Origin of the sequence: Paraburkholderia steynii, from assembly GCF_900100565.1 — a bacterium.
GTDB lineage: Bacteria > Pseudomonadota > Gammaproteobacteria > Burkholderiales > Burkholderiaceae > Paraburkholderia > Paraburkholderia terrae.
Genome location: NZ_FNDI01000030.1, coordinates 93,197 through 110,924 on the forward strand (window position 1 = coordinate 93,197; position 17,728 = coordinate 110,924).

Here is a 17,728-nt window from a genome sequence, read left to right on the forward strand (position 1 = left end):
CGCTGCAGCGTCTCTCGCGTGGTGCGTGGCAGGACGGGCGTCGCAGAGACGGGGATGCCCGCGATGCCACCACTCTTCTCGGGGTCCAGCGCGGCGGGCCTTAGAAACGGTGACGCAGGCCGATGGTCGCTTCGACCTGATTGTTCGTGGACGAAGGCGCGCTCACGCCGTTGATCCAGGCGACCCCCAGTGGGGAGTTGCTGCCCGCGCTCAGTCCTTGCCAGGTTCCCTGTATGTATGCATCCGTTCGGCGCGAGAAACTGTAGTCTGCCATCGCGCTCACCTGGTTCCAGTGCGGACTGCCACTGCCTGAGTTTCCACCTGCGCGCGAATACGTATAGGCGGCCGAGAGCTCAACGGTTGGGTTTAGCGCATATCGGAAGTTACCTTCGAAGTTCTGGAAGTGCGTGCTAAAGCCAGTCTGAAACAGGCCCGTCAGATTGGTCTGCGTGTAGACGAAGCCGGCAACAGCCGGGCCGAACGTGTAATTCACGCCCGCGCCCCAGGTTTGCTGGCGCGCGGCAAGCGCGCCTAAGGGAACAGCGGTTGGTGCCAGTAGTCCCTGAAGCGAAGCGCCCGTCGTATCGGTCACTGCGCCACCTGTATTGACCTGGCCAGGTGTCCTGGCCGCGCTATTCAGATGCAGATAGCCCGCCCCAAAGTTCAGGGGCCCCCAGAGGTAGGACATGCCCACACTCCAGGCACGATTGTTTGCAAAGCCACCGGCTTGATTCGAGAAACCATACAGCCCGCCCATCTTGAATCCGTAATATTCCGGACTCTCATACTTGACCGAGTTGTTGATCTGGAATGAGTCGTTCAGGTTGTCGACGTCAAATGGGTGAGCAAAATGCACACCGCCATACTCTGTTCCCGTCAGCGAAAGCGGTGCCACGAAGTCGACCATGTCATCGGTCTGGCGACCGAATGTGAGCGTGCCATATTCGCGGGTGGTCAGACCAACAAAAGCCTGGCGGTTAAAGAGACGATTGTTCGATGACAGTTGTCCATTGTTGACGTTAAAGCCACTTTCCAGAGTAAAGATGGCCTTCAACCCTCCACCCAGATCTTCGGCTCCACGTAGTCCCCAGCGACTGTATTGGACCGATCCGCTGGTCATCTGCCAGTTGCTGTGGCCACCCGAACCCGTTCCGGAAATCTGGCTATTCGTGTAGGTCAGCCCAGCGTCAATCAGGCCATAGAGCGTTACGCTGCTTTGGGCATGCGCCGTCCCCGTCAGGGTGACGAGCGCAGCGCCGGCCAAGAGGCACTTTTTCATGCGCTTTCTCCAGCTAGTACCGAGCGACGGCATACTTCTGGAATGCTTCACACAGAGCGTTGCCGCACCCTGGTTGCGAACGTCTTGCCAGAAAAGTATAGGGCGTTTCTGTCAGGACGCAGCGTGGGTTCGGTTCCCAGGTTATCCGGCTGCTACCGGGCATTGCCGTCATCCGGGACCTCCGCTGTCAATGCCTGTCAACTGCTGGCTGAACACTGTCAATTCCGCTCGTGCAGACACCAGACGGTTGGCAGTTTGATCCCGTTGCTGGGCGGAGCGAGCCAGAGACGCGCCGGATCTGCCACACCGAACGGGCGACAATGTTGACGTCGCTGGCATATCTCGACGCGCAGAGTGAGTATCGCAATTTGACCGGACGCCATGTCGAGCGCTTCATGAGCGCGCTGAGGTAGCACGATGGCCTTTACTGTTCGCTTGCGCCCATAAGGCGCAAAGCCTGCTTGGCTCGCATGTCGCTGCGACGGATATCACGGGCATCATTACCCGATACTGACGCGGCAAGGGTACGTGCAAAAGGCGGTGCGCAAGGTTACATCCGGGATGGCGTGATGGCGAATACCTGCGCGCCGATAGCATGGGCCGCCCGATGCGGAACGAGTGGCGTAATGAGTTTTCCCGGGGAAGAAGCCATCACTTTTGAGCTCAGAGAATTTCTTTCGAATGACCGCCTTAATACTTCTGAGAAAGAGAATCAATTGTGCGATAAACGGCTGCCCTCCGTGGCGCTCATATAAGCACCCGAATTACGCGGGTTGAATCGGAATCGTGTGCGTCGAAGCATCGGTAGCCGCTTCGTGTTGATGTTGCACAGTCACTTGATGAAGGCTGGCAGTTAGCACTAAAGAAAGTCCGATCAGGAGGATGACGTCTATGGCGTGTCCCTTAGAAACTTGGCAACATGGCACCTACCGCAAGCCGCGATTGTCCACGGGTGAGCAGGACACTGGCTGGCAGCCAAGGGTGGGGCTAGCGCGGTTGAAATCGCCACGCCAACAAGTGCGACGTCTAACCGGGGGTTACGGTCGCGTAGGCTACCGGCGCCTCACCAGTCGCGGCAACCATCAGGTCTTATAGATCCAGGGCGGCTCGTGCCTTGATTTCCCGTGAAATCGCAATGTCCCGACCGACCACGCTAACGAACTGGTGCTTCATTGATTGCCGATTGCTGGGTGCCACACTGAATTTATCTGCTGATACGACTGATCTTCGTCCCTCTCAATGATGACCCGGCCATCAACCCTTTCTGATCAAAGATGATGGCGTAGACATCCGATTTCGCAGTTTCAGTATTCAGATTTTTCGCCATCCCCTGGTCAACAACGACCACGGTCGGTCCAACCCCGATCTCGAAATCGCGACTCGTCTTCAGGTTGTTGAGTGCCGCGTCTGTCATGAAAAGCATTGCATACGAGTATCGCTCCGCACCCGCCTGGAAACCGTAAGAAAGCGAAGTCGTTGCGTAGTATCCGGTCACCTTCCCGTTTTCGATCATCTCACCGACACCATGAGATACACCCGCGAGAAATCCCGCCCTCACAACGATCGGAAATACCAGGATTCCCTTGGCACGATGAGCCAGACCATCCATCTTCGGATTCGTTGAAACCAGACTGAACATTGCGGCGCGGGTGTCTGCGTCCAGAACCCTGGAGGCACTTGTCGGTTGTATCGTTGGAGGTGGCGCAACTGCTATTGGCTGTTCCGGTATCGACGACACTTCGGTGTTGTCCCCAGAACTGGTAGTTGTGCATGCCACCACGAACGTTATAGCGGAAATGATGGCGAGCGGTGTAACAATTTTCGACATGGTACACACTCCTTCCGGTTAGCCATGGGCTCAACGTGCCCCGATCCGTCAGTACGACAAGTTCCAGTGTGGTATTTCTTTAGAGAGAACACTATTGATCTTTAGTCTTATATGGTCGAAGTACGAAGAATTACTCGCCGCGCGCGGAGGTTGGATCGGAGGCAATCGACCAGAGAGCGAAGAACGGGAGGTGGAAAATGCCAAATGAGCACCGACTAATTGACCCGCGTGAACCATGTCGGTCGGACACAGTTGACCCTCGGCATGCAACGATTCAGCTGACGGACCGATCGCAATCCTGGACGTTGGTCCGACCGTTCGCCGATAACCCAATGAAGCGTCGCGGGTGTCGTCTCCACACCGCGCTTACGCTGACCGCGTTTAGTAACTGGATCACTAAGTTAAGCAAGCTTACTATCGCGGTCGATTAAAAATCCCATTTCTTAAGGAAAGCTTAAGAGAGGGGGGGATTGAAGCCCTTCAAAAAGCTAACGATTTTTCTTGTGATGAAGACAAGGAAAACAATACCGAAAAGTTCACAGAATCGACCTATCATCAAGCAAGAATATCCCTGTTTGACGCACGCAGTCGTTCCGCATTCGCGACTATCAAAGAGGTCGAAAGACCGCAGCGACGGTTGATATCCGACTACCCTTGAGGAGCCCATCGACTATGTGTGGGTTCGGCGGCAAGGAGACCGGTAATGGTCACCACGGCAGCGAACTTCTATGGTGCGACCATGCTCATGGTGTCAAAAATTCTTGTTCGAAAACGACACCTGTTCGATGCGAGTTCGGTCGTCGATCCTGGAGTGATCCGGGCGAAGCGAAACTTTGACATCGATATTATTAGCAGACTGGTTAAAGCTAGAGTCACGCAAACTGCATCTGCCACGAAAACGATTGCAGCCCAAATTTTATTCTCTTCCGAAGGGACCACTGGAAGGACGTTGCGCAGACCATTGGCACAATCTCAATGGCTGGAACGGGGAAGGAGCCGTAAAAAACCCGGCAATGCACCTGTAACCAGCGACCTGCTGGAGAGTCTTCCGATACCCATCGTTGGGTTTTGTGAACGCGAAGCGATTTCATTTGCGAACCCCAGTGCAATTGAACTGTTCGGTTATAGAGGAAAGTGTATTCAGGGCATGCCGGCAAGCGTGCTATTCCCCGATCCGCAGAATCAGCGAGACCACTCGATCCCGGATGCGTTCGTTGCGGGCAATGACCGGAAGTCCAGAACAATGACAGTCGTGGCCAGAAAAGCAGACGGCACAGAGTTTCTGGCTGAAGTATTAACGAACGTATGCAGAATCAGCGAAATCGATATACTCCTGGCCGTCGTCGTCGACCGGAGTGAACGGTATGAGCTTCACCGCAACGCACAGGAACTTGCGCATCTCGCTCGCGTTTCATCATTGGGCGAAATGGCAGGGTCGCTCGCACACGAACTGAATCAGCCGCTTACGGCGATATTGAGTAACGTACAGGCAGTGCAGCACTTCATCGAAAAGACTCCCATCAATCTTCGCGAAATACGCGAAACCTTGAAGGACGTCGTCGCTGATAACTGTCGTGCGAGTGAAATCATACGGCGGATTCGGACATTGGTTCGAAAGGGAGAAATTGAAGTTCAGAGACTTGATCTGGCCAGTCTGATTCATGACGTCGTGTCGCTGGTCCACAGCGATGCGATCGTTCGCGGTATTCAGACGAAGGTCCATGTCGACGATGATCTTCCACCGGTATGCGGTGACAGGGTGCAGTTGCAGCAGGTTGTACTTAATCTCCTTTTAAATGCGTTCGAGGCTGTCTGTGATCCCCGGAGTCCCGATCGCACGGTGGAGTTAGACGTTACTTCAGATAGAGGAGGCTCCGTGCAGATCGCGGTACGAGACCGGGGACCCGGCGTGACGGTCGAGCAACTCGACATGATCTTCAAACCATTTTTCACGTCGAAGCCACACGGGTTAGGGCTCGGTCTCTCAATAAGTCGCACAATTGTGCTGAAGCACGGTGGATCAATCTGGGCAAGGAATAATCCAGACTGCGGTGCGACCTTCTATGTCAATCTTCCAGTTGAGGGCACGGCGGGTTAATCCCGCTGTGAGCGGTGATCGTGAACTACGAAAAGCGGGTTTTCATCGTTGACGATGACGGATCGGTTCGTCGCGCTCTTTGCCGACTTCTTTGCTCGGTCGGTTATCAGGCGGAAGCCTTCGATACTGCTCAGTCGTTTCTGGATAATGCGGACCTCGCCGATCGGCCAGCCTGCGTTGTGCTAGATCTGCAGCTACCTGATCTGAGCGGGCTCGAAGTTCAACGTCGATTGAACATGAAATTTCCAGTCATCTTCATTACTGGACACGGTGATATCGATGCAAGCGTGGATGCAATGAAAGCTGGCGCCCTTGACTTTATGACCAAGCCAATCATTGAGGAAGTTTTGCTTGAGGCTATAGATCGCGCACTTCACCGTGCAATGGCAGATTTCGAGCGGCGTCGGGAGCAGGCAAACATTCAATCGCGGATGGCAAGTCTGACTCCGAGAGAACGCGAGGTGATGACTCATGTCGTCGCCGGACGTTTAAACAAACAGGTTGCGGACAACCTCGGGATTGCAGAGGCGACGATCAAGATCCATCGCGCGCGAGTGATGACCAAGATGCATGCAGGATCACTCGCTGATCTGATTCACCTTGTGGACAAAGCTGGCAATGGAGTGTCGGCCAATCCTGAATCGCGGATCTGAATCTGTGAGATTGAGAGGATTGTAATCGAAGGGTGTTCGGGCAAAGTCCGACGTGGCGTGCCTGTCGCTTTGTCGAATCGTTATCGCCGTCGTGAGGGGTGGGTTTAAAGGTCGACAGGCTATCAATGGAAAACGCCAAACCATATGTTGCGATAGTAGATGACGATGCGTCGGTATGCCGGGCGATCAGGCGTCTTCTTCTGTCGATCGGAATTGACGCTGACACATTCCTGAGTGGGGATGAGTTTCTGAGCGCATGGTCTGACGTTTCGGTGCGTCGCCCGGGTTGCGTCATTCTCGACATTCATATGCCAGGTACGAATGGCCTCGAGGTACAGCGTCAATTATCAGGCTATGGAATACCGGTCATTGTCATCACGGCGTTTGACGAAATCGACCTTCGTCAACAAGCACTGACTTCTGGCGCGGCCGGTTACCTTCGCAAACCATTCACGGACTCGATTCTTTTAAGCACAGTAGAAATGGCACTGCAGGGCGCACCTTCTCCTGACACGGAATAAATGAAAAAATTAGTGTAGATCGAGAACGGTGTAGTGTCGAACGCGAATCGCATTCGTTTCGGGAGTTGATCTCGATACGTCAATGCGTCAGCGCACCGTGTGCTTTGTTAGCAAATGTAGGTCTCCCTCTTCGCCTCTTCGGAAAGCACCGTTGACGGTGTCCCGGTCCTGCCAATTCGTTATCCAGATCAGTCTTGAAAGAGTGTCACTATCCGCGGGCTGTGGACAGTGAGTGTGGCCTGTGATCCCCGCCACGTCACGAGGCATCTCACCAAAGTCTTATATCAAATGGGATTCTGACGTCCTAGTGTTAATCGAGTATCCGAACAGATGAATGCCATGGTGTACTTGCACTGGATCTTTCGCCATGACCAGAGTGAAGCCGTTCGTTGCGGTAGTCGACGACGATACCTCGGTAAATCGTGCGATCCGAAGACTGCTGCGGTCGATCGGTGTCGCGGCAGACAGATTTGGAACGGGAGATGAACTGCTGGAGACAATGCGCTCGATACCATCGTATCGCCCGGCCTGCGTGATTCTTGACGTTCAGATGCCAGTGTCCAATGGTCTGGAAGTTCAGAGGAGGCTGGCTGCCTATGGCGCTCCTGTCATTTTCACAACGGCTCACGAAGGTGTCGCTGAGCGTGACAGGGCGTTGGCGGCAGGTGCCATTGCCTACATCAGAAGGCCGTTTGATGACGAACTGTTTATCAAGGCGGTACGCGCAGCAATCGACCTGGTACCGCGGGAATAGCGACACTACAGGATAGGAAGTGGACTATGAAAGATTGAAGGATGTCAATGTCCGCGTGCCGGGTCGGGTGAATTCACGACTGAATACCTTTGAATCTTTTGACGACATTTGTGTTTCATCAACTTTGGGATCCTCGCGTCCTTGATTGGAGATTGCGTCATGAACAGGTACCTGCGCACTGTTATTTTGACGCCTTTATTGATGATTGCGATGGGGTGCCAGACACAGCAGATGTCTTCAGGGGGCGGAGATCCCCAACTTCACCAGGCAGCACGTACAAAACTGAACAAGCTGTATGACACGACGCCCAAGGCAAAAGAACTTCAGGGCCATGCTAAGGCAATACTGGTTTTTCCGACGATCTATAAGGCTGGCTTCCTCGTTGGTGCACAGGGAGGAAACGGAGTCATGTTCGATTCATCGGGAAAAGTACTTGGCTACTACAATGCCTCCGCATTTTCGTATGGACTTCAGGCCGGTGCGCAGGAATTTTCTGAAGCAATGTTTCTCATGAATCAGGACGCAGTTAATTTCCTCCAGACAAAAGCGATGGATGGTCGATTGGTGTCGGTCCAAGCGTCGTCGTTCTGGATGATGGGGCTGCCAGGGCATTGACAATGACAACGATGCAATCAGATGTGTATGCGTTCCTCTTTGCGCAGGAAGGATTGATGGTCGGGATTGGGGGTGCAGGGCCAGAAGATATCGAAGCTTGGCCGACAAGCGTGGCGCGGCCAGATGAACCACAGGGCATTACTGGAGAGTTCTAGCACGGTGTATGCCGCTTGTTCGTCGCGTCCGGGTTGTGCAGGTTCCTTCGAGATGACCTTAGGCGCTCGCTACCTCCGAAGGGTTTGGCGATGCAGGTCAGGCAGTGGGCGGCCGGGCCGTTTGGAGAGCATATGGTTAGCACTTCTTTGTACACGAGCGCTGGCAACTCGCAAAGTAGCCCGCACGGGTTAGCGTTGCGGATCGCCTCGTGCAGCGTGCTGCTGTCACTTGCGAGCTTCGATGAACCCAGCATTCGCTCGCGCTCGCGCTCGCGGTAGCCGGTGGCGTGTGCCCACGCGCCGGCCGTGCGAGGTCCGGCTGGCCGCATGTGGCCGCCAGTCGCAGGATGCATGCGCCGCACGTTTGCCGGTGCGATGTGGGAGGTCTGACATGAGCGGTCTGTTCTTTCCAATCCGTCGACCATCAGCCGGGTTTGCGGCACGCCGAAGCGGCCTGCCGCTGCTGCTCGTTGTCGCGCTTGCGCTCCTTGGCGGCTGCAAGAAGCCGGCGGGGCCGCCCGCGCTCGGCGCGCCGGAGGTGACGGTGATGACCGTCGCCGCGCGCGATACGCCGGTCGATATGGAGTTCACTGCGCAGACGCAGAGCTCGCGGGAAGTTGAGATCCGTGCGCGCGTGGACGGCTTTCTTGACAGGCGGACGTACTCCGAAGGCGAGCAGGTGAAAGCCGGTCAGACGTTGTTCCAGATGGACCCGAAGCCGTTTCAGGCGTTGCTGCAAACGGCGAAGGGGCAACTCGCGCAGCAGCAGGCCCGGCTCCTCGTCACGCAGCAGAACCTTGCGCGAGTGAAGCCGCTCGCGGCACAGCAGGCATTGAGTCAGAAGGATCTCGACGACGCGATCGGCAACGAGAAGCAGGCGCAAGCCGCGGTGATCGCCGCGCAAGGGCAGGTCGAGACCGCAGATCTTAACCTCAGCTACACGACGATCAGGTCGCCGCTGAACGGCCTCGCGAGCTACGCGCGGCAACAGGACGGCAGCTATCTGATCGCGAACTCGTCAGGGCTTCTCACCTACGTCTATCAACTTGACCCGATGTGGGTGAACTTCAGCGTTTCGCAAAATGAAATGCTTCGGTACCAGGACCAGATCGCGGCGGGCAAGCTGATCTTTCCGCCCAACAGTGAGTTCGTCGTGGCGGTCGAGCTTGCCGACGGCACCGAATTTCCGCAGCACGGCAAGATCAGCTTCGCGAACCCGGCGTTCAGTACCGATACCGGGACCTTCCTCGTGCGGGCGGTGCTCGCCAACCCGAAGGGGACCCTGCGCCCGGGGCAGTTCGTGCGCGCGCGCATCTCGGGGGCAATGCGGCCCAATGCGATCCTCGTGCCGCAGCGCGCGGTGCTGCAGGGCGCGAGGAGCCATTTCGTGTGGGTCGTCGACGGCGAGTCGAAGGCGCATCAGCGTGTCGTCGAGGTCGGCGAATGGAACGGCGACAACTGGTTCATCAACGACGGCCTGAAGGCCGGCGAACGCGTCGTCGTGGACGGCGCGATCCGCGTCGCGCCCGATGTGCCGCTCAAGATCGTCGGCACGCTGGCGTCGACGGACACGGGAGGGAAGACGGTCGTCGAGAAAGGTGGCGCCTCGGATACGCAAGCGTCTGCCCCAACCCAACCGGCGGCGCCGGGCGCGCCCGGCGGCGCATCGCAGTAAGGGGCGAACCCGATGAACATCTCGCACTTCTGCATCGACCGGCCAATCTTCGCGTCGGTCATCTCGATCGTCATCACGCTCGGCGGCGCGTTGACCCTGTTCTCGCTGCCGATCGCGCAATACCCGGACGTCACGCCACCGCAGGTCACGGTCTCCACGTCTTACCCGGGGGCGAGCGCGGACGTCGTCGCCAACAACGTGGCCGCACCGATTGAGCAGCAGGTCAACGGCGCGGACAACATGATCTACATGTACTCATCGAACTCGTCGACCGGCGACTTCACGCTCAACGCCTTCTTCGAGATCGGCACCAACCCGGAGCTCGCGCAGGTCGACGTGCAGAACCGCGTGAACCTCGCGCTGCCACAGCTGCCGCAATCGGTGCAGGCGCAGGGCGTGCAGGTCCAGAAGAAGTCGAACGCGTTCATGATGGTCATTGCGATCTACTCGCCGGACCAGCGCTTCGACTCGACGTATATCGCGAACTACGCGAACGTCTATGTGCTCGACACGATCAAGCGAATTTCGGGTGCGAACCAGTCGGCGATCTTCGGCACGCCTGACTACGCGATGCGGATCTGGCTGAAGCCGGATCGCATGGCGCAGCTCGGCATCACCGCGGGCGACGTGCAGAACGCGGTGCGAGCGCAGAACCAGCAGTTCGCCGTCGGCACGGTCGGCCAGTCGCCGACCGGCAGCCCCGTCGAGCAGTCGTTCGCGGTGACGACGACCGGGCGGCTCGCGACGCCGGAGCAGTTCGACAACATCATCATCCGCGCGGCGAGCAATGGCGCAGCGATCGTCCGCCTGAAGGACGTCGGCCGGACCGAGCTGGGGCAGAAGAGCTATTCGAACCGCACCACTTTCCAGGGCAAGGCGGCCACGGTCCTCGCGGTCTACCAGCAGCCGGGCGCGAACGCGCTCGACGTGTCGAAGCAGGTGCGCACGACGCTCGCCGAGCTGAAGAAATCGTTTCCGCAGGGGCTCGAATACCAGATCGCGTTGGACACGACCGACTTCACGCGCGCGTCGATCGCCGACGTGGTCCACACGTTCTTCGAAGCGCTCGTGCTGGTCGTGATCGTCGTGTTCGTGTTCCTGCAAAACCTGCGCGCGACTATCATCCCGGTGCTGGCGGTGCCGGTGTCGATCGTCGGCACCGCGATGGGGATGGCGGCGCTCGGCTTCTCGATCAACATGCTGACCCTGTTCGGGATGGTGCTCGCGATCGGCATCGTGGTGGACGACGCGATCGTCGTGATCGAGAACGTCGAGCGCAACATGACCGTCCACAAGCTCAGCCCGAAGGACGCGGCCAAGCGCGCCATGGACGAGGTGTCGGGTCCGGTCGTGGCGGTCGTGCTCGTGATGTGCGCCGTGTTCGTGCCGGTGGCGTTCCTCGGCGGAATCACCGGGCAGCTCTACAAGCAGTTCGCCATCACGATCGCGATCTCGGTGGTGTTCTCGGGCATCGTCGCGCTGACGCTGTCGCCGGCGCTCGCCGCCATCCTGCTCAAGGCCACGCACCACGAAAAGAAAGGCTTCTTCCGGTGGTTCGACAACAAGTTCACGCAAATGACGGCCGGCTACGGGCGCGCGGTCCGGTTCATCATCAGGCGCTACGTCATCGGCCTCTTCGTATTCGTGGGCATGATCGTGTTCGCGGTGTTGATGGCGAAGTCGATTCCGGGCTCGTTCCTGCCGCCGGAAGACCAGGGCTACCTGCTCGGGGCGGTCATCATGCCGGACGCGGCGAGCCTCGACCGCACCGCGGACGTCGGCGACAAGGTCACCGAGTACTTCATGAAGCAGCCGGCCGTCAGCAGCGTCACGGTCGTGAACGGCTTCAGCCTGCTCGACAGCCAGAACAAGAACAACGCGGGCACGTTCTTCATCGGCTTCAAGGGGTTCGACGAGCGCTACAAGTTCTCGAACATCAAGGAGGACAACGCGCGCGCCGTGCTGATCAAGGCTTACGAGACGCTCTCGAAGGTGCAGGAGGGCATCGTGGTGCCGGTCAATCCGCCGTCCATTCCGGGCCTCGGCACGACAGGCGGCACCGAGATGTGGATCGAGAGCCAGGGCGACGGGTCGATCCAGCAGCTCGCGGGCGTCGTCGACGACTTCGTCAAGAAGGCCAAGGCGCGGCCGGAACTGTCCGGGGTGACGAATACTTTCACCGCGGCATCGCAGCAACTGCTCGTCGAGGTCGATCGCGACCAGGCGGCCACGCTCGGCGTGCCGGTCGAAGAGGTGTACAGCGCGATGCAGACGATGTTCGGCTCGCTCTACGTATCGCAGTTCAACAAGGACGCGCGGCTCTGGCAGGTCATCGTGCAGGCCGATCCGCGCTACCGGATCACGCCGAAGGACCTCGACCAGATCTACGTGCGCAGCAAGACCAACAACATGGTCCCGATCAAGGCCGTGATGACCTACAAGTACGTGACCGGTCCCGCCCTGATCACGCGTTTCAACAACTTCCCCGCGGTGAAGATCACCGTAAACGCGGCGCCCGGCCACAGCTCGGGGCAGGTCATCTCGACGCTGCAGGAACTCGCCGCGCAGATGCCGGCCGGCTATGCGGCCGGCTGGAGCGGCGAGGCATTCGAAGAGCTCAAGGCGGGCAGCACCGGGAACCTCGTGTTCGTGTTCGGGATCATCATGGTGTTCCTGATTCTCGCGGCGCAGTACGAGAAGTGGAGCCTGCCGTTCGGCGTGCTGATGGCGGTGCCGTTCGCGCTGTTCGGCGCCTTCCTTGCCATCCTGCTGCGCGGGCTCAACAACGACGTCTACTTCCAGATCGGCCTGACGATGCTGATCGCGCTCGCCGCGAAGAACGCGATCCTGATCTTCGAGTTCGCGGTGCTGAACCGTGAGGAGGGCAAGTCGCCATACGACGCCGCGCTGACCGCCGCCGAAGAGCGCCTGCGCCCGATCGTGATGACCTCGCTCGCGTTCATCCTCGGCTGCGTGCCGCTCGCGATCGCGCTCGGCGCATCGCAGAATAGCCGCCATTCGATCGGCACGGGCGTGATCGGCGGGATGCTGGGTGCGACGGCGATCGCCGTGTTCTTCATTCCGATGTTCTACTGGGCGCTCGAGTCGCTGTCGTCGCGCGGCAAGGGCAGCACGAAAACGCCTGCGTCGGGCGGCCCGGGCTCGCCGCACGTCACGCCGTCCGCGCGGCACGAGGACGACTGACATGCGCGCCTCCATTGCGCGCGTGGCCGCGCCTCTCCTCCTGACCGGTGCGCTGGGCGGCTGCCTGCTCGGCCCAAACTACGAGCGGCCGAGGGTGGAAACGCCCGCGACGTTCCGCTTTGCGCAGGCGCAAGCGGAGGACGTCGTCAACACGACGTGGTGGGAGCAGTTCCAGGACCCGGTGCTGAACGAACTCATCAAGACCGCGCTCGCGAACAACCTCAACGTCAAGGAGGCGTCTGCGCGCGTCGACGAATTCATGGGGCAGTTCGTCAGCACGCGCTCGGCGCTGTTCCCGCAGGTCAGCGCAGGGTTCCTGGCATCGCGCCAGCGCGCGTCGCAGAGCGGGCCGACGCCGATCCCCCCTGGCGTTTCGCCGGTCTTCAACGAGTTCCAGCCGAGCGTGTCCGGATTCTGGGACATCGACCTGTTCGGCAAGGTGCGGCGCGAGACCGAAGCGGCGCGCGCGAACGTGGGCGCGGCGGAGCAGGGGCACCGGGCCACGATCCTGACGCTGGTGTCGTCGGTTGCATCATCGTATATCGTACTGCGCAGCCTCGACAGGCAGCTCGAGATCGCGCAAAGCACGACCGCGAGTCGCGCCGATTCGGTTCACGTGTTCACGCTGCGCCAGCAGTTTGGGCAGACCTCGCAGATGGAGCTCGCGCAGAGCCAGTCCGACTATGAGGCGAGCGCGGCGACGATACCGCAGCTCGAGCAGCAGATCGCGCAACAGGAAGACGCGCTGTCCGTGCTGCTCGGCAGCAATCCGGAGCCCATCCTGCGCGGCCGAGCGCTGGACGCGCTTGAAGCGCCCGCCGTCCCCGCGGGTCTGCCGTCGGAGCTGCTGGATCGCCGGCCGGATGTTCTCCAGGCCGAGCAGAACCTGATCGCGCAAAACGCCCTGATCGGCGCGGCGCGCGCGCTGTACTTTCCGGACATTTCACTCACGGGGCTGTTCGGCTCGGTCAGCACCCGGTTCTCGAACCTCTTCACCGGACCCGCCCGGGTCTGGGCGTACGCTGGATCGGTCACGGTGCCGATCTTCACCGGGGGCAACATCTACGGCCAGAACAAGCAGGCGGAGGCGCGGCAGCAGGAGGCGCTGTTCGCGTACGAAAACGCAATCCAGGTGGCGTTCCAACAGGTCGACGACGCGCTGATCGCCGTGCAAAAGTCAGGCGAGCAGCTGGTTATCCAGGGCCGGCAGGTCGACTCGCTGAGCACCTATCTGCGTCTCGCGCGACAGCGTTACGATGCGGGCTATACGAGCTACCTGGAGGTGCTCGACGCGGAGCGCAACCTGTTCAACGCGCAGCTCCAGTACACGCAAACGCAGGCCGCGACGCTGACCAACGTGGTCAGCCTGTACATGGCGATGGGCGGCGGCTGGGTCGTGGAGGCGGAAAAGATGACGGCGCCCCCGCCGGCAAGCGGACAGCCGCCGCCGCCGCAGGTGCCTCCCGCCGCGCCGCAACCCGTCGCAGAGGTGCCGCAATGACGCGCGGGACCCTCATCGCCTGTCACCAGTGCGACCTGCTCCAGCGCGAATCGCCTCTCGGCGATAACGCAACGGCGCGTTGCACGCGGTGTGGTGCGCCACTGTATCGTAACCGTCCCGGAGGACTTGACCAGACGCTCGCGTGTACGGTGGCAGCGCTGGTGACGTTCACAGCCGCGAATGCGTTCCCGGTCGTCGGCCTGTCAGTCAACGGGAATCTGGTCGACACCACGTTGCTCGGTGCCGTTCTCGACCTCTATCACGATGGTGTCTGGCCAATTGCGGGTCTTGTTTTTCTGACAACGCTTTTCGTGCCCTTGCTCGACATGCTGGCGTTGGTGTATCTGCTGCTGCCGTTGCGCGTCGGATTGGCGCCGTATAGACCGGATCTGGCGTTTCGCGTCTTACATCTGGTCGAGCCCTGGTGCATGACGGAAGTGCTGATCCTTGGATTGCTTGTGGCGCTGGTCAAGCTTTCGGTTATCGCGACAGTCGTGCCGGGTATCGGATTGTACGCATTCGGTGTCCAGATGTTGCTCCTCGCTGCGATATCGTCAGGTTTCGAACCACGTGATATCTGGGCGCGAATTTGTGCTGTGAACAGGTCCAGGCTGAATGCGTATCCGGCGCCATGTACGGCTTCAGCACCAACAGCCGCTTCCGCTGGCTTTTACGTATGCCATCACTGTGGTCTGCTTTCGGTTGCTGCCCGGCTACACGACCCTCATTGTCCCCGCTGTGGCGCACATCTGCACTTCCGGACGCCGGATAGCATCAGCCGAACGTGGGCGTTCGTAGCTGCCGCGGCGTTCCTGTATGTTCCTGCCAACGTGCTACCGGTGATGAATACAAGCTCGCTGTTCGGTGCAGAGAAAGACACGATACTGAGCGGCGTGGTCTACCTGTGGACATCCGGTTCATGGCCGCTTGCGATAGTGGTGTTTATCGCGAGTATCGCGGTGCCGATGCTGAAAATCATTGCGCTGGTATTTCTTCTCGTGACCGCACAGTGTCGCTCGCGATGGGTGCCAAGGCGCAGGGCAGGCATTTATCGCCTCGTCGAACTGGTCGGACGCTGGTCGATGCTCGATATCTATGTCATCACCATGCTGGTTGCCCTGGTCCAGTTCAACGCACTAGCGACAATCGAGGCAGGTCCCGCTGCAATCGCATTTGGTGCCGTTGTCGTACTGACAATGTTTGCCGCGATGTCATTCGACCCGCGGCTCACCTGGGATACGGTTGAGGCCCATCATGGACAAGCCACCACCGGCTCAAGCCAATGAGCCACAGGATCCTGGTGGACCGGACTTCCCTGAAGTCGCTACGGTCCGTCGCGCGCGCTGGCGTCTGCAACTGGTCTGGCTCGTACCTCTCGTTGCCGTATTGATCGGGGGCTGGCTTGCGGTCAAGGCAGTACTTGAACAAGGACCGACCGTCACGATCAGTTTCAAGACGGGGGACGGCCTGGAGGCAGGCAAGACCAGAATCAGGTTCAAGAACGTTGAAATTGGGACCGTCAAGAAGGTTGTGTTATCGAATGACCACACCCGTGTCATCGCGACAGCTGAGCTGACCAAAAACGCGTCCGACATGCTTGTCGATGACTCACGGTTCTGGGTCGTTCAGCCCCGCATCTCAGGTGGCACCGTCTCCGGTCTGGGGACGTTGTTATCCGGCTCGTTTGTGAGTATGGATCCTGGAAAGTCGAAGGTCGTGCGACACGACTTTATCGGCCTTGAGACTCCGCCGGTAATCGCAACCGGTGAGCCCGGGAGCGAGTTCGTGCTTAAGGGCGAAGACATGGGGTCGCTCGATGTAGGCTCGCCCGTCTTCTTCCGTCGGCTGCAGGTCGGACAGGTGACTTCATACGCGCTCGACCAGGATGGAAACGGTGTCACGGTACACGTATTCGTCAACGCGCCTTACGACAGGTATGTGACTACGGGTACGCGGTTCTGGCAGGCAAGCGGCATCGATGTGTCGCTTGACGCGGCGGGTGTCCGGGTCAACACCCAGTCGCTTGTGTCCATTCTTATCGGCGGTCTGGCGTTCCAGACGCCGAAGGAAACTGAGGGTGACCCGCTTCAACGGAAAGATCTGCAGTTGGGTTAATACGATATTGATCCTCCTTTAAGCGTTGAGTCGCGGGTTGTCCACGGGCGGGCGGCGGGTCGCCTGTCACGACCATGACGCTGTCCGCCGGTGGGCAACCCGCGAGACGATGATTTTTGTTCTTGCGCATGCAGACTTTCGAATTCGAGCGGCGAGCAATAGCCGATGCTGCTATGAAGGCGACGGATGTTGTACCAGCCTTCCAGAAAGGAGAAGATGCGCCGCCGCGCCTGCTCGTGAGTAGCGAAGTGTTCGCGACCGAGCAGTTCGGCTTCTAGTGTTCCGAAGAACGACTCGCACATCGCGTTGTCGTAAGCATCACCCGCAGTCCCCATTGACGGCTGCACACCTGCTTCGCGACAGCGCCTGCCAAAGGCAATGGACGTGTACTGACATCCCTGGTCCGAATGGAGAATGACGCCCTCGTGGCGCCGTTGCTGCAACGCCATGTCCAGGGCACGCAACATCAGTTCCGTGTATAGATGATTCGACATCGCCCAGCCGACGATGCGCCTGCTGAATACATCCAGCACCACGGCGAGATACAGAAAGCCTTCATCGGTGGGCACGTAGGTCGCGTCAGCCACCCACAGCACGTTCACTGCGTCAGCGCTGAAGTGCCGGCGTACCAGATCCGGTGCTCGCCGGGCTCCCGCACGTGAGCGCGTGGTGCGCGGCCAGCGGCCCCGGCTCGCGCCACATAGCCCTGCCATGCGCATCAGACGCGCGACCCGCTTGCGTCCAACGTGCACGCCTTCGCGCCCGAGTTGCGCATGAATACGCGGCGCCCCGTATGTGCCGCGCGAACTCGCATGTAACGTACGGATACGCGTGAGCAGTTGCGCATCGCTACATGTGCGGCGCGATGGTTCGCGTATCAGCCACGCGTAGTAACCGCTCGTCGAGACCCCGAACAGCCGTGCCATCGTGGCAATGGGCCAGCGGGCCCGGTTCGCTTTCATGAATCCGTACCGCCCTTCGGTGGAATAGATCCCGTCTCCCTCGCGAACCAGGCCGCCGCGTGAGAGAGGATGTCGCGCTCCATCTTCAGTTGTCGAACTTCACGGCGCAATCTTGTCAGTTCCTGCCTCTCGGCCGTGGTCAGTCCGTCATGACGCACACCTGCGTCACGATCGGCCTGCGCCACCCAGCTGTAGATGGTCTGCGCGGTCGGTTCGAACTCCTTCTCCAGCTCCTCAGGTCTGCGACCAGCTCTCACCAGCTCGACCATTTGCGCCCGGAATTCCGCCGGGTACGGGGTACGATGCTTGCCCATCATCGGCACCTCCTGATCAAAAGGATAGGTGTCCGTTTTCGCGGGTCAACTTCA

12 protein-coding genes and 2 pseudogenes are annotated in these 17,728 nt (G+C 59.3%); 11 read left to right on the top strand and 3 right to left on the bottom strand.

What is annotated here, in order from left to right; all coding sequences use genetic code 11:
- Positions 1-100: 100 nt before the first annotated feature.
- A complete protein-coding gene (locus BLT65_RS37325) occupies positions 101-1,279 on the bottom strand; it encodes a porin (protein WP_091787885.1) in 1,179 nt (392 codons plus the stop codon).
- A gap of 221 nt (positions 1,280-1,500) precedes the next feature.
- On the opposite strand from BLT65_RS37325, the gene BLT65_RS48840 reads away from it, so the two are divergent.
- Positions 1,501-1,692 (top strand): DUF2950 family protein, encoded by a 192-nt coding sequence (locus tag BLT65_RS48840; RefSeq protein ID WP_425273193.1) that lies wholly within the window; start codon positions 1,501-1,503, stop codon positions 1,690-1,692.
- A 791-nt stretch (positions 1,693-2,483) separates the two neighbouring features.
- Here the strand turns inward: BLT65_RS48840 and BLT65_RS37330 are convergent.
- The gene (locus BLT65_RS37330) at positions 2,484-3,107 is read right to left on the bottom strand and encodes a lipid-binding SYLF domain-containing protein (RefSeq protein ID WP_091787888.1); all 624 of its coding nucleotides are present in this window, start codon (positions 3,105-3,107) and stop codon (positions 2,484-2,486) included.
- A gap of 703 nt (positions 3,108-3,810) precedes the next feature.
- Here BLT65_RS37330 and BLT65_RS37335 point away from each other — a divergent pair.
- The 10 genes and pseudogenes from BLT65_RS37335 to BLT65_RS37380 form a co-directional block, all read left to right on the top strand.
- Positions 3,811-5,205: a PAS domain-containing sensor histidine kinase gene (locus BLT65_RS37335; RefSeq protein ID WP_143036635.1), complete on the top strand. Its 1,395-nt coding sequence runs from the start codon at positions 3,811-3,813 to the stop codon at positions 5,203-5,205.
- Between the two features lie 20 nt (positions 5,206-5,225).
- On the top strand, positions 5,226-5,858 hold the full coding sequence (locus BLT65_RS37340) for a response regulator transcription factor (RefSeq protein ID WP_229513636.1): 633 nt from the start codon (positions 5,226-5,228) through the stop codon (positions 5,856-5,858).
- A gap of 125 nt (positions 5,859-5,983) precedes the next feature.
- On the top strand, positions 5,984-6,379 hold the full coding sequence (locus BLT65_RS37345) for a response regulator transcription factor (RefSeq protein ID WP_091787894.1): 396 nt from the start codon (positions 5,984-5,986) through the stop codon (positions 6,377-6,379).
- Positions 6,380-6,746: 367 nt separating this feature from the next.
- Complete coding sequence (locus BLT65_RS37350) at positions 6,747-7,133, top strand: response regulator (protein WP_091787898.1); 387 nt, start codon at positions 6,747-6,749, stop codon at positions 7,131-7,133.
- 159 nt (positions 7,134-7,292) lie between these two features.
- Positions 7,293-7,748 carry a lipid-binding SYLF domain-containing protein gene (locus BLT65_RS37355; RefSeq protein ID WP_208545862.1) on the top strand — a complete coding sequence of 152 codons (456 nt, stop codon included), beginning with the start codon at positions 7,293-7,295 and terminating at the stop codon, positions 7,746-7,748.
- 546 nt (positions 7,749-8,294) lie between these two features.
- Positions 8,295-9,578: an efflux RND transporter periplasmic adaptor subunit gene (locus tag BLT65_RS37360; RefSeq protein ID WP_091787900.1), complete on the top strand. Its 1,284-nt coding sequence runs from the start codon at positions 8,295-8,297 to the stop codon at positions 9,576-9,578.
- Between the two features lie 12 nt (positions 9,579-9,590).
- Positions 9,591-12,782 carry an efflux RND transporter permease subunit gene (locus tag BLT65_RS37365; RefSeq protein WP_091787903.1) on the top strand — a complete coding sequence of 1,064 codons (3,192 nt, stop codon included), beginning with the start codon at positions 9,591-9,593 and terminating at the stop codon, positions 12,780-12,782.
- Position 12,783: 1 nt separating this feature from the next.
- On the top strand, positions 12,784-14,283 hold the full coding sequence (locus BLT65_RS37370; protein WP_091787906.1) for an efflux transporter outer membrane subunit: 1,500 nt from the start codon (positions 12,784-12,786) through the stop codon (positions 14,281-14,283).
- The gene (locus BLT65_RS37375) at positions 14,280-15,569 is read left to right on the top strand and encodes a paraquat-inducible protein A (protein ID WP_091787910.1); all 1,290 of its coding nucleotides are present in this window, start codon (positions 14,280-14,282) and stop codon (positions 15,567-15,569) included. Before BLT65_RS37370 ends, BLT65_RS37375 begins: the two co-directional genes overlap by 4 nt.
- Positions 15,538-16,365: pseudogene (locus tag BLT65_RS37380) on the top strand (PqiB family protein); the annotation flags it as partial. The gene BLT65_RS37375 and the pseudogene BLT65_RS37380, both read left to right, overlap by 32 nt.
- A gap of 161 nt (positions 16,366-16,526) precedes the next feature.
- Here BLT65_RS37380 and BLT65_RS37385 read toward each other — a convergent pair.
- Positions 16,527-17,674: pseudogene (locus BLT65_RS37385) on the bottom strand (IS3 family transposase); the annotation flags it as partial.
- Between the last annotated feature and the right edge of the window lie 54 nt (positions 17,675-17,728).